At 34.7% G+C, this 13,527-nt stretch carries 16 protein-coding genes; 7 read left to right on the top strand and 9 right to left on the bottom strand.

Going from position 1 to position 13,527, the window contains the following annotated elements:
* The 3 genes from speB to NSED_RS10490 all read left to right on the top strand — a co-directional run bounded on the left by speB (window position 1) and on the right by NSED_RS10490 (window position 1,801).
* A complete protein-coding gene (speB, locus tag NSED_RS05230; RefSeq protein WP_014965208.1) occupies window positions 1-873 on the top strand; it encodes an agmatinase in 873 nt (290 codons plus the stop codon).
* 132 nt (window positions 874-1,005) lie between these two features.
* Window positions 1,006-1,578, top strand: a complete 573-nt coding sequence (locus NSED_RS05225) for a CDP-alcohol phosphatidyltransferase family protein (RefSeq protein ID WP_014965207.1) — start codon at window positions 1,006-1,008, stop codon at window positions 1,576-1,578.
* 46 nt (window positions 1,579-1,624) lie between these two features.
* Complete coding sequence (locus tag NSED_RS10490; protein WP_016940326.1) at window positions 1,625-1,801, top strand: hypothetical protein; 177 nt, start codon at window positions 1,625-1,627, stop codon at window positions 1,799-1,801.
* Window positions 1,802-1,844: 43 nt separating this feature from the next.
* On the opposite strand, the gene NSED_RS05220 is transcribed toward NSED_RS10490, so the two are convergent.
* On the bottom strand, window positions 1,845-2,132 hold the full coding sequence (locus NSED_RS05220; RefSeq protein WP_014965206.1) for a 30S ribosomal protein S26e: 288 nt from the start codon (window positions 2,130-2,132) through the stop codon (window positions 1,845-1,847).
* A gap of 262 nt (window positions 2,133-2,394) precedes the next feature.
* Here NSED_RS05220 and NSED_RS05215 point away from each other — a divergent pair, with 262 nt between their 5' ends.
* Complete coding sequence (locus NSED_RS05215) at window positions 2,395-3,264, top strand: PfkB family carbohydrate kinase (protein ID WP_026090118.1); 870 nt, start codon at window positions 2,395-2,397, stop codon at window positions 3,262-3,264.
* A gap of 40 nt (window positions 3,265-3,304) precedes the next feature.
* A complete protein-coding gene (locus tag NSED_RS05210; protein ID WP_014965204.1) occupies window positions 3,305-4,303 on the top strand; it encodes an NAD(+)/NADH kinase in 999 nt (332 codons plus the stop codon).
* 44 nt (window positions 4,304-4,347) lie between these two features.
* On the opposite strand, the gene NSED_RS05205 is transcribed toward NSED_RS05210, so the two are convergent.
* The 8 genes from NSED_RS05205 to NSED_RS05170 form a co-directional block, all read right to left on the bottom strand.
* Window positions 4,348-4,935, bottom strand: coding sequence for a matrixin family metalloprotease (locus NSED_RS05205; protein ID WP_014965203.1), 588 nt, complete (start codon window positions 4,933-4,935; stop codon window positions 4,348-4,350).
* Between the two features lie 216 nt (window positions 4,936-5,151).
* Window positions 5,152-6,819 (bottom strand): glutamine hydrolyzing CTP synthase, encoded by a 1,668-nt coding sequence (gene pyrG / locus NSED_RS05200; protein ID WP_014965202.1) that lies wholly within the window; start codon window positions 6,817-6,819, stop codon window positions 5,152-5,154.
* Between the two features lie 218 nt (window positions 6,820-7,037).
* Complete coding sequence (trpA, locus tag NSED_RS05195; protein WP_014965201.1) at window positions 7,038-7,838, bottom strand: tryptophan synthase subunit alpha; 801 nt, start codon at window positions 7,836-7,838, stop codon at window positions 7,038-7,040.
* Complete coding sequence (trpB, locus tag NSED_RS05190) at window positions 7,825-9,015, bottom strand: tryptophan synthase subunit beta (RefSeq protein ID WP_014965200.1); 1,191 nt, start codon at window positions 9,013-9,015, stop codon at window positions 7,825-7,827. Before trpB ends, trpA begins: the two co-directional genes overlap by 14 nt.
* Window positions 9,012-9,788 carry an indole-3-glycerol phosphate synthase TrpC gene (locus tag NSED_RS05185; protein ID WP_014965199.1) on the bottom strand — a complete coding sequence of 259 codons (777 nt, stop codon included), beginning with the start codon at window positions 9,786-9,788 and terminating at the stop codon, window positions 9,012-9,014. The genes trpB and NSED_RS05185 overlap by 4 nt, the downstream gene beginning before the upstream one ends.
* Window positions 9,781-10,827 (bottom strand): anthranilate phosphoribosyltransferase, encoded by a 1,047-nt coding sequence (gene trpD / locus NSED_RS05180; RefSeq protein ID WP_014965198.1) that lies wholly within the window; start codon window positions 10,825-10,827, stop codon window positions 9,781-9,783. The genes NSED_RS05185 and trpD overlap by 8 nt, the downstream gene beginning before the upstream one ends.
* Window positions 10,824-11,420, bottom strand: coding sequence for an anthranilate synthase component II (locus NSED_RS05175; protein ID WP_014965197.1), 597 nt, complete (start codon window positions 11,418-11,420; stop codon window positions 10,824-10,826). The genes trpD and NSED_RS05175 overlap by 4 nt, the downstream gene beginning before the upstream one ends.
* Window positions 11,417-12,766: an anthranilate synthase component I family protein gene (locus NSED_RS05170; RefSeq protein WP_014965196.1), complete on the bottom strand. Its 1,350-nt coding sequence runs from the start codon at window positions 12,764-12,766 to the stop codon at window positions 11,417-11,419. The genes NSED_RS05175 and NSED_RS05170 overlap by 4 nt, the downstream gene beginning before the upstream one ends.
* Before the next feature lie 106 nt (window positions 12,767-12,872).
* Between NSED_RS05170 and NSED_RS10295 the strand changes: the two genes are divergently transcribed.
* Together NSED_RS10295 and NSED_RS05165 are read left to right on the top strand one after the other, a co-directional pair.
* Entirely contained in the window at window positions 12,873-13,103 is a 231-nt protein-coding gene (locus NSED_RS10295) for a hypothetical protein (RefSeq protein WP_232212404.1), read from the top strand.
* Between the two features lie 62 nt (window positions 13,104-13,165).
* The gene (locus NSED_RS05165; protein ID WP_014965195.1) at window positions 13,166-13,522 is read left to right on the top strand and encodes a TrmB family transcriptional regulator; all 357 of its coding nucleotides are present in this window, start codon (window positions 13,166-13,168) and stop codon (window positions 13,520-13,522) included.
* Window positions 13,523-13,527 lie beyond the last annotated feature (5 nt).

The raw sequence follows: 13,527 nt of genomic DNA, 5'->3' as shown, positions 1-13,527 counted from the left end.
ATGAGTTTTCTTGATTTATACATGAACAAAAATCCTCTGATAACTGCATCAGATGATGATTCTGAACCTGTTGCCACGATATTTGGAATTCCTTTTGATGCAACCCATTCTTACAAACCTGGATGTAGATTCGGTCCTGACTCTATTCGTGACTCTTTTAACAATATTGAGATTTTTCATCCTGAACTAGGAATTGATTTGGAAACTGTCAATATTGAAGATTTGGGAAATACTCGCCATACCGTTGTTGCATCAGAAATGATTGATATGATAAAAAAAATCACCACTGAGCTTGTTTCAAAACAAAGACAATTGTTTATTCTAGGTGGAGAACATTCCATTACATATGGAACGTACACAAGCTTTCCAAAAGAAACAGGATATGTTGTATTTGATGCACATTATGATTTAAGAGACGAATTTGCTGATATCAAACTAAGCCATGCATCCTATTTGAGAAGAATAGTTGAGGAACGTGGCTCTGAAAATATTTTGCATGTCGGTGCACGTGCTTTTGTAAAAGAAGAATTAGAGTTTCTTACTGAAAACAAAATCAAAACAATTACTGATAAGGAAATAAGAGATGGAAAGGGACCTGGTCTTCTAAAAGATTATGTTTCAACATTTGATACGCTTTATTCTAGTTTTGATCTTGATGTTTTAGATCCGGCATTTGCCCCTGGTGTTGGAAATCCAGAAGCTGTAGGCATTACATCAAGAGAACTTTTCGATATGATTCACACTTTCAAAGAAACTAAAGTAACCGGTGTCGATATTGTGGAGTTGAATCCATATCATGATAATGGCTCTACAGCATCTCTTGCTGCAAAAATTATCTCTACCTTGATTGCCATTAATCTATCTCAAAAATAATTTTCTGTTTTTATATCTTCAAATGTCTTGCTTAATTTTTACGATAATTTCTATAATTTGAGTAATTTTTGTTCCGTTTTGCCTTAATTTCTCTCCTGTTCACTTTATTAGATGGTATTTTGGGTGTATCTCGTGTTAAACAATCTTCGTGATGCCCTGAGACCGACTCTTGAAAAAATAGGTAAGGGATTTGCAGCAACAGGACTGTCTGCTAATTTTTGGACATTTGTAGGTCTTGGGTTTGCATTAGTTTCTGCAATTGTTTATGGAATGGGAATTGAATTTGGATTAATTATTGGTGGTATACTCTTACTTGTTTCGGGATTTTTTGATATGGTTGATGGACAAGTAGCGAGAGTTACTGGAAAGACATCGAAAAAAGGAGAGTATCTTGATTCAATGTTTGATAAAATTGCTGAAGTTGCAATCTTTTTAGGAATTTTGGTTGGAGGTTATGCAGAACCATATCTCGTATTGCTTGCAATTACATTGTCTTTGCTGGTAAGCTATGCAAGGGCAAAATCTGATATCATCAACATCAAACTTCAAGGTATTGGAATAGGTGAAAGAGCTGAACGACTTTTGGTGATTGCAATTATTGGAATCATTGGTTTTATGGATTATGCAGTAATCATTGTGGTAATCATTGCCGGAATCACTTTGATTCAAAGAATGATTTTCACTGCAAAAAACATTAAAGAATGATCAAACTCATCAATACCCTTAAGTTTATAATTTTTGTAGTTAATTCATGACAGATAATAGATTTGAAACAATATCAATTGAATCCAAAATCAGAGAAGGTGTTTTTCATAACGTCGTTAAAGACCTAGAAAGTGGAAAAGCTGTTTCTTGTTCTTGTAAATGTTGGAGCAAAGGAAAAAAGCCTTGTGTAGGTATGAGAACTGTTGGTTATGAAAGTTCTTGAGAATGGAAAATTTACTTGTGTCAAAATATAGAACTGAATAATTCTAACGTAGTTTACCGCGTTTTCTTCTGCTATCTGCAGATCTGATTTTCAAAATCTTAAAGTGAATTGCACATGATATACAGTAATGTTTCAAAACTGTTGGTGATGCAATGTATGCGCCTTGTGCACGGAGCTCTTTTGCCAATGTATGTTCAACCAGATTTAATCTGGATGTTACTTTTTTTGCTTTATCTTTTGGGACTGTTTGTCCGCAGTTTGTGCATTGTACGACTCCTGAGGAACCTTTTCCTCCCTTGGTACGACCTCTACTTGCACGCTTAAGTGGCATGAACATGAACAAATTTGCCTACTTATATTCTTGTAGAATTTTCATCAATATTCCCCATTCTGTGCCTGGGTTTTTGATAAAAATCCCTCATGTTTTAATCTTAGATCGAATCATTTCCATTGATATATTATGCATGGTTTGTGTCACATTTGCTTTAGATCTGGGGTCGAATTGGAGATACTGAAAGGTCAGATTCTTTGTCATGATTGCAAATCAAAAATCAATGCAAAAAACTAAATCCATACTAATAAAATTAAGAAAAATGAAATTAGCTCTTTTTTCTCATTGTGCAATTGATACAATAACACTTGATGGGAATAATTACGAGCAAATAGGTGGTGCCTCTTGTTATTGTGGAATTACTGCAAGAGAATTCAAATTTGATGTAGATTTGTTTACAAAATTTGGCCCTGATTTTCCCAAACAATATCTATCTGAACATGACATCCATTTTCAAAATTCTGAATCTGAAAAAAACACGACAAAGTTTGCAATATCTATTACTGGCTCAGACAGAACATTGATGCTAGAAAATGAATGTGAGCAAATAGATTATTTCCAATCTGATGCAGACGCTCATCTTGTCAGTCCAATATATCATGAAATTTCTGATGAAGTTTTTAAAAAAATTAAAAATGATTCAAACTTTCTTTTCGTAGATCCTCAAGGATTCCTAAGACGAAAAGATTCCAAAAATAATATCTTTTTAGACAAAACTGATCTTGATTTATCTGATGTTGATGCAATCAAGGTCAACCCTGAAGAATCCCAACAAATTGTTAATGGAACTCATGACGAAATGATGTTGGCACTACAAAAAAAAGGAGTTGAACATGTGATATTGACAAATAAAACTAACGTGTCATTATTAGTTAAAGACAAAATTTATTCTATCACTTTGCCTAATCGGCAAATCTATGACACTACTGGCATAGGTGATATTTTTTGTGCTGCATTTACTTGTACCATGCTTAAAGAAAAAGACTTTTTGTGGGCTCTATGTTTTGCAGGTGGTGCTGCTCAGGCTGCATTAGAATCCAATAAAGTTGGTTTACAAAAAATCCCCAAAAAAGGAGCAATCCAAAATAATGCCTCTTATTTTTACAATTTGGTAAAATTCCGAGACATATGATACATTATTCTTTTATTGAACCAAATTGACTGTTTCTTCTATGCAAATAGGTATCTATGGTTCGGGAACTGCCGAATCAGCTGCAAAGAATATTAAAAAAATTTTAGATGATTCTGGAATTGATTCATTTACTATTACAAAATCTAAGAATAAACTTGCTGATTGTATTATCGTTTTAGGTGGTGATAAAGGAGTCCGAAATTATTTTCATAGAACATTTGATTCTACATTGCCTGTATTGGGAATCAGTGAGGGTGAGGCAAGTGGATTTTTAGCCCAAATAGATCTTAGGGAATTCTCAACATACGTTAATGTTTTAAAAAAACAAAAATACACAATAGAGGAAGTTCCTAGACTTGGAGTAAAGATTGATGGGAAAAATGTCTATCCTGTGCTAAATGACGTAGCGGTATTTTCTTCAAAAAGTGCAATGTTGATGGAGCATACTCTTAGAGTAAATGGAGAGGAAGTATGGCACGATAACAGTGATGGAATAATTGTGTCTACTCCAATAGGTTCTTCTGCATATTCAATGTCTGCAGGCGGTCCTGTATTGTTTCAGGACTCTGCTGTCTTTGAGATCATCTCAGTTAACTCATTAGATGTGACAAGAAGGCCCATCATTGTATCTAATGATAGTTCTATTGTAATTGATGATATTTCTGCAAGATTACACTGTGAGGTGGTGTTGGATGGATTGGATAGATACAAAGTAAACAATACTGTAGAATGCACACAGTTTTTCCCTCCTGCAAAAATTATCCGTTTAAAGAAAAACTCTACTGCAATTTCTGCACTTGCAAAAAAGGTTCATTTGGCAGAAGAATTATTGAGTATGCCTCCAAGCTCAAAATTACTTTTGAAAACTCTAGAGTATGAGGGGGCACTCACACAAAAAGACTTGGCAAACAAAACTCTATTGCCTGATAGGACAGTCAGATTGGCATTGAGCCATTTGCTCAAAAAAGGATATGTAAAAAAGAAAGTTTCCATCAGAGATGCCCGACAGAAGATATATGAAATTTCAAAGATTGAGTAAGTTTCTAGTTGTTCTATTTGCCCAAAAGTGATTCCTGTTCTAAATCAGTACATATGTGCCAACGCTACTAAATCCAACAATGAAATTAAACTGTGATTCATATCTATGGTTGGTCTCATCAAGTCCTCTTTTGCAGTGGTGTGGCTGAGTCCAAGTGCGTGACCTAACTCGTGTCTAACAATTGATTCAATCTGCTTCTTGTTTAATTCATCTGCATTGTAAATTGATATAATTGCTTTTTCGATTTCTTTATCTCCATTATAATATAGGTTGGTGTATCCGTCAAATCTCTCTTTGTTTCCTTTGCCCATTAGATAGATTACAATTGATTCTGATCTGTCTAATGTATGTCTGATTTCTAATGTTGGAATTTTTACATCAAATGCTTTTGAGGCTTCTTTAATTCCTTCATTCCACCCTGAATATAATGGTCTGCCATTTTTTTTAACTTTTTTTGAATTGATTACATCTTCAACAATATTCACATGATTTTGATCAACTACTGAATCTCTTATGATTAAAACTGGAATTATACTCTCTTTCACAGTTTGCCATTTGGATAATTTTTCCCATCTTTCATCATTATCTGCCCAAATTTCTGTAGGGACGAATATTGCTATCGCCACTGCCATACTTGGCAGTACCATATCTCTCATAAAATAATATCTTCATACATTGTATTATCCAACAGTCTGTCATTCAAATAACAAACAAACTAATCGTGGATTTTATAAAAGTATGAATTTTGGTCTACAAATATTACAATTAATGTTGTGATAATTTTAACATGTGTTGAAATTTTTGATATGCATTAAGAAATGGGATATTGATCTGATTTTTGCAAGAAATTATTTTTTAGATGCTGCTTTAAGAAATGCTGAAAATGACTCTTCTGGAAATCCGGGCCTACTGTTAAATTCTGGGTGGAATTGAACTCCGAGATAGAATTTATGGGATGGGATTTCTAACATCTCCATTCTTTTGCCTCCGTCACTATATGCAGAAAATATCAATCCTTTCTTTTCAAACTCTGGAATGTAGTCTTTGTTGATTTCATATCTATGTCTATGGCGCTTACTTATTGTTAAAGCACTGTAAATTTTTTGGGCATTTGTATTGTCTTTGATGATTACATCATTTGCTCCTAATCTCAATGATCCTCCCATATCTGAAACATCTTTTTGTTCTGGTAGCAAATCTACAATTGGATTTTTTGTATCTGCTTTAATTTCTGTAGAATTTGCATCCTCTAACTTCATTACATTTCTTCCAAATGCAATTGCTGCTAACTGGAATCCAAAACAAATTCCTAGGTATGGTATGTTTTTTTCACGAGCATAATTTGCAGTCTGAATAATTCCTTCAGAACCTCTTGTGCCAAATCCTCCTGGGACTAAAATCCCGTCATAGTTTGATAAAATGTTATAATCTGTAATTGATTCAGAATCTATCCAATCGATATCCACTGATTTGCCAATTGCTGCCCCTGCATGCTTTAGTGCATGATTCACGCTCACATAACTATCGGGTAACGTAACATATTTTCCAATCATTGCTATCTTGACTTTATCATTTTCATGATTTACCATGGTTTGAGCAATCTCATTCCACTTGTCCCAATTAGATGATGCATTGACCATTCCAACTTTTCCAAACTTTGTAAATATCGAATCCATTATTCCTTGATCGTATAGCATCTGTGGAACTTCAAAAATTGATTTTGCATCATGGCATGATAGTACATCTTTTGGAGTGACATTTGTAAACATCGCAATCTTTTTCTTTGTTTTTTCTTCTAATGGCAAAGTACATCTTACTGCCAAAAAGTCTGGCTGAATACCAATTCTTCTTAATTCTTGAACACTATGCTGAGTTGGTTTTGTTTTTTGTTCTCCTACTACATCTAGAGATGGTGCCAACGTGACATGTACAAAAATCACATTCTCTGGTCCTTCTTCAACTCTCATTTGTCTTAATGCTTCTAAGAATGGCAGCGATTCAATATCCCCTACAGTTCCACCACATTCTACAATCAAAAAGTCTAATTTTTCATCTTCAGCAATATTTGTAATTCTGTTTTTGATTTCATCTGTAATGTGGGGGATGATTTGGACACATGCTCCTAGATACTCCCCTTTTCGTTCTGCCTCTATTACGGATGAATAAACTTGTGCTGTGGTAATATTGTGGCTTTTAGGTATGTTTTGATTTAGAAATCTTTCATAGTTTCCAATATCCATGTCACATTCCCCTCCGTCATCGGTGACGAAAACTTCGCCATGAGCTACAGGATTCATAGTTCCTGCATCATAATTGAGATATGGATCTATTTTGACACATGATACTTTTTGATCTGCTAATTGTAATAATTTAGCAATCGAGGAAGTAGTTACACCTTTTCCAAGGCCAGACATCACACCACCTGTGACAAAAATGAACTTCGTCTGCACATTAATGAAACGAGTATCTGGTTTTTGTATGTTTTGTCGATCATAATTAAATAACCCTGCTATCATTTTAGATAGTTCATAATTTTATTGAGAAATTTGCGATCTTTACACTTGTAAATTAATTTCTCCATTTTCAAATGAATTTTAGAGATTGCAAACGTTATTTTTTTATTTTTCATTATGTAATATTATGCGAGAACATCTAGTTTGGCGGCCATTAACTGAAATCGAGTTCCCCTTCATGAAAGTTTGCATACTTGACCGCCAACTCAGACGATATTGTTCTAAAGGATTGTTTGTTTTTTGAGACTTTTTGTAAATGATGCAATTTTTGACTCTAGTTGATTTTGTGGGGTCTTTTCAATCAATTTCAAATATGCACTTCCGACAATTACGGCATCTGCCCCTGCTTTGATGTATTTTTTTACGTCATCTGGTGTTGAAACTCCAAATCCGACCCCTACTGGAATTTTTCCCTTGGTCTGTTTTTTGACTTGCTTGATTGCATCTATTGTATATTTTTTAATTCCTGTTTTTATTCCTGTAGTGCCAAATACTGCAACCAGATACAAAAACCCTGATGTTACCTTAGATATTTTCTGAATTCTTGTTTTGCTTGTATTTGGAGAAATTAAGAATATTGTATCTGCGTTATTCTTTGCTGCCTTCAAGTATTCTTTTGACTCTTCTATTGACATGTCTGGAAGAATAAAACCATCGATACCTGCTCTTTTTGCTTCTACAATGAATTTTGCGTATCCTTTATGGTACAAAATATTGGTATATGTCATTAGAATAAGGGGGATGTCTGTTTCTTTTCTTATTTTTTTTACAAGATTGAAAAACTTTGCAATCTTTGTTCCTTTTTCTAGGGATACTGTACTTGCATTCTGAATGACTGGTCCGTCAGCTAGAGGATCTGAAAATGGAAATCCAATCTCTATGATATCTACTCCTCCCTTGACCAATCCTCTAATGGTGGATATGGTTGCTTTCTCGTTTGGAAACCCTGCCATAATGTATGATATCAGAGCTTTTTGGTTTCTAGCCTGTAACTCTGAAAACTTTTCTTTAATTCTTGACATGTTTATTCAAATAATTTTGTACTTCTTCGATGTCTTTGTCTCCTCTTCCTGAAAGAGTAACTACAATTGATTCAGATTTTTTACTCTTTCTTGCAACTTTCATAGCTTCTGCAATTGCATGAGATGATTCCAAAGCTGGAATAATTCCTTCTGTCCTTGTTAATGTAAGAAATGCGTCAATAACTTCTGCATCCGTTGCTGCATGATATTTTACTCGTTTGGTGTCTTTATAGTATGAATGTTCAGGGCCCACCCCTGGATAATCTAACCCTGCAGAAATACTATGAGTCTCTGTAATCTGACCTTCTTTGTCTTGTAACAAGTACGTCATCATTCCATGCAGAACCCCTTTGGTTCCTACAGACAATGTTGCTGAATGCATTTTTGATTTCAATCCATGGCCTGCAGCTTCTACGCCGATAATCTCTGAATTAGTATCTACCAACGGATAAAACGTTCCAATTGCATTAGAACCCCCTCCGACACATGCAATTACAGTATCTGGTGCCTTGTTGTTGATTTTTTTCATCTGTGATTTAATTTCATTCCCAATCACGCTTTGAAAATCTCTCACCATTACAGGATATGGATGTGGGCCTACTGCTGAACCAAGTAAATAGTACGTATTCTCTACATTTGTAATCCAATCACGAATTGCTTCATTGATTGCATCTTTGAGAGTTTTAGAGCCTGATTTTACTGGGTGTACATCACAACCAAGCATGTTCATTCGAAATACGTTTTGTTTTTGCCTAACTGTATCTCTATATCCCATGTATACTTCTGCTTTCATTCCCAATGCGGCACATGCCATTGCTGTTGCTACTCCATGCTGACCAGCTCCTGTTTCTGCAATGATTCTTTTTTTGTTCATCTTTTTTGCAAGTAGTGCTTGACCCAACGTGTTGTTAATTTTATGAGCTCCTCCATGAAGCAGGTCTTCTCGTTTAAGATAGATTTTAGCGCCGCCAATCTTTTCAGATAAATTCTTTGCATAGTACAGCGGCGTTGGTCTTCCTGCATACACCTTAAGATAGTAATCTAATTCTTTTTTGAATTTTTTATCATTTTTAAATTTAAGATAATTTTCTTCTAGCTCTTCTATTGCCGGCACCAAAGTTTCTGGAATATACTTTCCGCCAAATTCTCCAAATCTTCCGTTTTTAGGATACTTCAATATGCATTCACCAATTTCTTTACCTCTTCTTCAATGTTGTCACTTTTCATAATGCTTGATCCTATTAGAAATGCATCTGCTCCGCACTTTTTTAGATATTGGATGTCTTCAGGTGTATTTATCCCGCTTTCAGATAGTATTGGTCTTGTTTTTTCTTCTCCTAGAAGAATGGTCTCCGTAGTTTTTAGATCTATTTCTAAAGTATCTAAATTCCTGTTATTAATTCCAATGAGATCCGCTTCTGTCTTTAGTGCATTTTGTAATTCTTGTTTTGTATGTACTTCAAGCAAAATCTGCAATCCTTGTTTGTGACCATAGTCTATGAACTCATCTATATCTGAGAGGAACTTTTGATCATAAAGCGATTGAATAACTAACATAAAATCTGCACCAATCTTCTTTGCCGCATCAATTTGGATTTTATCAATCATGATGTCTTTCATGAGCATTGGCACATCCACTGCCTCTCTGACTTTAATGAAATATTCTGGCGAGCCATGAAATAGGTGTGGTTGAGTCAAAACTGAGAGGGCTTTTGAGCCTCCTGCAATCATTTGATTTGCAATGCTTACTGGATCAGTTAATGTTCGAATTTTTCCTAAGGATGGGGATGCAAATTTTATCTCAGTAAGCAATGTTGCATGTAGATTTGTATTGATAATTTGGATAAAGTCTTTGGTAGATTTTTCCAAATTTGCATCCACCTCATAAACTCCGTCATTAATTGCCATCTGGGAATTGCTTACCAGTTTTCGTAGAATGTTTTCAGCCATTGTTAATCTCCCTTAGTTTTGCAACATCTCCAGTATCTTGAACAAACTTCTCTAACAATGAATATGCTTTCCCACTTTTTATTGTGTTTAATGCTAGTTCAACTGCTTCTTCAAAGTTCTTGGAAATATTTGCAACAATCAACCCTCCTGCGGCATTAAGAGCTGTGGTCTCAATCATTGCTTGATTTGCAGAATTATTTAATACTCCAACAAATGACTTTATAGCTTCTTCTTTTGTCTTTATTTGAATATCACGAAGAGATGATTTGTGTAAGCCTACCACTTCAGGATCAATTGCATTCATTAACACTTTATCATTTTTCAATACACATACACGATTTGTAGTACTAGTTGAAAATTCATCCATTCCATCATCTGACCTAACTGTCATAACATTCTCTGCTCCTTTTCTTTTGAGAATTAATGGTAATCTATCCAAATATTCTATAGAGAATACTCCTACTAGCTGATTTTTTACTCCTGCAGGATTTGATAGTGGGCCAAGTAAATTAAATGCCGTTCTTTTTCCTAATTGTTTTCTAGCTGCTGACACATGTTTCATTGCAGGATGAAATTTTTGTGCAAACATGAAACAGATGTTGTGCTTTTCTAAAATATCTGCAATTTTTGGTGGTTCTAAATCCAAGTCATAGCCGAAATATTCGAAAATATCTGCACTTCCAGAAACTCCTGAACTGGAGCGATTGCCGTGTTTGGCCACAATTCCTCCAGATGCTGCTACTACAAATGACGCTGTGGTTGAGATGTTGAATGTCTGCAATTTGTCCCCTCCTGTACCACACATGTCTATTACTGTCCCTTGATTTTTAGGCTCAATTTTGAGTGAAAATTCTTGCATTTTGTCAAGCATTCCTAATAATTCATCGTCTGTTTCTCCTTTTTCTGCAAGGCTAGATAAAAAATTGGCATTTTGGGTGTCGTCTGTTTTTCCTGAAAGAACCTCTGTCATCAACTGAGTCATTTCGTCATATGTCAGGTCTGTTTTTTCTTGTAACTTTGTAATTAGTTCTGAAATCAATTCTTTCTCTCCTTTACTTGCTTTATGAAATTGTACAGAATTTTTTTCCCGTCTTCTGTCATTATTGATTCTGGATGAAATTGCACTCCTTGAATCAGGTATTCTTTATGTTGAATTGCCATAACTTCCCCATCATCTGATGCGGTTGCTGTTACTTCTAAAATATCTGGAATTACTGTTTTATCTCCGACTAAACTATGGTACCTTGTTGCTCTAAATGGGTTTTTTACATCTGTAAATAATTTTGAATTTGTATGGTTCACAGGACTGGTCTTTCCATGTCTTATACATCCTGCATTAGTTACTTTGCCTCCAAATGCATCAATAATTCCTTGATGTCCTAGACAAACTCCTAGAATTGGGGTATGGGATCCCATGTCTTTGATTACATCTGAGCATACTCCAAAGTATTTTTTATCTTCAGGTGTTCCTGGACCTGGGGAGATAATTATTGCATCATACTTTCTCTCTTTGATCTGAGATAATGTAATCTTGTCATTTCTAATTACATCACACTCTACTCCAAGTTCTCCAAGGTATTGAGCAATGTTGTATACAAACGAATCATAATTGTCTATGATCAAAAATTTCAACTGGCTGCCTCCTTTAATGCTTGAAGCATAGCTCCTGCCTTGTGTTCTGTTTCTTTGAATTCGTTTTCAGCTACCGAGTCTGAAACTATACCTGCACCTGATTGGACAAATCCTTTACCATTTTCAATGAATATGCTTCTAATGGCAATTGCAAAATCACAACATCCGTTGTAAGAAAAATAACCTACTGCCCCCGCATATGGCCCTCTGGCCTCTGTTTCCAGTTCGTCAATTATTTCCATGGCTCTCACCTTTGGGGCTCCTGATACAGTTCCTGCTGGAAATACTGCTTGAAACGCATCAAACATGTCGTTTTCAGGTGCTAAATTACCCACTACATGACTGACAATGTGCTGGACATGACTGAATCGTTTTATTTCCATTAATGATTCTGGATGAACAGTTCCATATCTGCAAACTCTGCCAATATCATTTCTACCCAAATCCACTAACATTGTATGCTCTGCTAATTCCTTTTCATCATGAATTAGTTCTTCTGACAAAGCCTTGTTTTTTTCTTCATCGTCGGTTATTTTCCTAGTGCCTGCAATTGGAAATGTTTCTACTTTGTCTCCTGTAATCCTTACTAACATTTCAGGCGATGCACCGATAATTGTTTTTGAGTCTTGTTTTAAATGATACATGTATGGTGATGGATTTAATTTTCTTAGTGTTTTGTATAATGTCAAATTGTCTCCATCGGTGTCAAATGCGAATTTTCTAGATAGTACTACTTGGAAAATATCTCCATCATGAATGTATTTTTTTGCCTTGTTTACAATTTCAGAATATTTTACTTCATCCATGTTTGCTGTAACATCACTTGAGTGAAATTCTCCAAAGGAATCATCTCCTATCACTAATTTATCAAATCTGTTCTCGTCATGATAAAAATAGAATAGTTTCTCATGTATTTTGTCATATAATATTCCGTCATCATAAATTCCAAATTCCATTAATGGTTGAGAGGCCCCATGTGTATCTGCAATGTTTTCTACTAATCTAACTGCGTCGTAATTTACTACTCCTACTGCTCCTCCTAGATATCGATAGGTTTGATCATTTGATTTTCCAAGTAATTTTTTTAATTCTCCAAATGGCTCTGTAGTTTTGATAGTTGTTCTTTTCCCGTTTTCAATAATTTCTACCTTTTCTGAATATCCTTTGAGAATTATTTTAGGATCAAACCCCATCACAGATGTTTCTGCTAATACTTCAGGACCTGTTAGGGATTCAAAAAGAAATGAATGTGAATAGTTTCTTGATATTTTATTGTAAATTTGAAATTGATTTTCAGATAAATCTAGAGGTACTACTTTTGCTTGCGTTTTTCCAAAGGTGTCCACCCATAAACAAAAAACTGGTGGTTTATTATTTAAAGTGATGAGCTGACTCTGATCTGATTAGTTTTGTCTTAAATTATTGATTTCTCAGGCATCTCACTGTTACGGTATGGTACGGTACCTTTATAGTCTAGTTGATCGTAGTATAATCATGCAGGGGGTAAATCATAGAATCAGACAAAATATGCAGATTCTCAAGAGAGAAAAAACATCCACATCGGTTAGCAGAGTAGAGTGCTATGTTTGTGGGAAAGGTCTACAGGATGGACATTCTATAACTGCTAAAACACTGCCTAATGGCATTGTTCTATTCTGTGATGTTCATTATTCATTACAATAAATGGCAATGTGTCACATCTAAATGAGACAAATCTTTATGATGAAATTAAGATAATGTGATGTATGACATCAGTTGGTGTACAGGAAACTATTGGTAGTGAATATGACTCAATTTCAAATTCCATAAAATTAATTTTAAAAAAATTTGGAACGACTGAGAATGAATTCAAAGTGTATCGTCACTTAATAAAAAATGGTCCTCAGCATGCAAATAAAGTTGGAAAAGAATTAAAAATTTACCGAACTGAAACTTATCGATTGTTGAAATCATTACAACAAAAAGGAATGGTTAACATAATTTTCGACAAACCTTCAAAATTTGCTGCAATTGATTATGCTAAAGCGCTTGATCATTTGATTAATACACAAATCAGTAGATTAAACGAACTTAGGCTGGTAAGAGATTCATTATTAAAATAAAATCT

Source organism: Candidatus Nitrosopumilus sediminis (assembly GCF_000299395.1).
Taxonomy (GTDB): Archaea; Thermoproteota; Nitrososphaeria; order Nitrososphaerales; family Nitrosopumilaceae; genus Nitrosopumilus; species Nitrosopumilus sediminis.
Note: the sequence above shows the minus strand (reverse complement) of the source record. Positions and strands in the feature narration are given on the sequence as shown.

Excerpts from the sequence above, each read along its gene's own strand:
- speB (WP_014965208.1), top strand. The coding sequence starts at position 1 with ATGAGTTTTCTTGATTTATACATGAACAAAAATCCTCTGATAACTGCA.
- NSED_RS10490 (WP_016940326.1), top strand. The coding sequence starts at position 1,625 with ATGACAGATAATAGATTTGAAACAATATCAATTGAATCCAAAATCAGA.
- NSED_RS05220 (WP_014965206.1), bottom strand. The coding sequence starts at position 2,132 with ATGCCACTTAAGCGTGCAAGTAGAGGTCGTACCAAGGGAGGAAAAGGT.
- NSED_RS05215 (WP_026090118.1), top strand. The coding sequence starts at position 2,395 with ATGAAATTAGCTCTTTTTTCTCATTGTGCAATTGATACAATAACACTT.
- NSED_RS05210 (WP_014965204.1), top strand. The coding sequence starts at position 3,305 with ATGCAAATAGGTATCTATGGTTCGGGAACTGCCGAATCAGCTGCAAAG.
- NSED_RS05205 (WP_014965203.1), bottom strand. The coding sequence starts at position 4,935 with ATGGCAGTGGCGATAGCAATATTCGTCCCTACAGAAATTTGGGCAGAT.
- pyrG (WP_014965202.1), bottom strand. The coding sequence starts at position 6,819 with ATGATAGCAGGGTTATTTAATTATGATCGACAAAACATACAAAAACCA.
- trpA (WP_014965201.1), bottom strand. The coding sequence starts at position 7,838 with ATGTCAAGAATTAAAGAAAAGTTTTCAGAGTTACAGGCTAGAAACCAA.
- NSED_RS05185 (WP_014965199.1), bottom strand. The coding sequence starts at position 9,788 with ATGGCTGAAAACATTCTACGAAAACTGGTAAGCAATTCCCAGATGGCA.
- NSED_RS10295 (WP_232212404.1), top strand. The coding sequence starts at position 12,873 with ATGGTACGGTACCTTTATAGTCTAGTTGATCGTAGTATAATCATGCAG.
- NSED_RS05165 (WP_014965195.1), top strand. The coding sequence starts at position 13,166 with ATGACATCAGTTGGTGTACAGGAAACTATTGGTAGTGAATATGACTCA.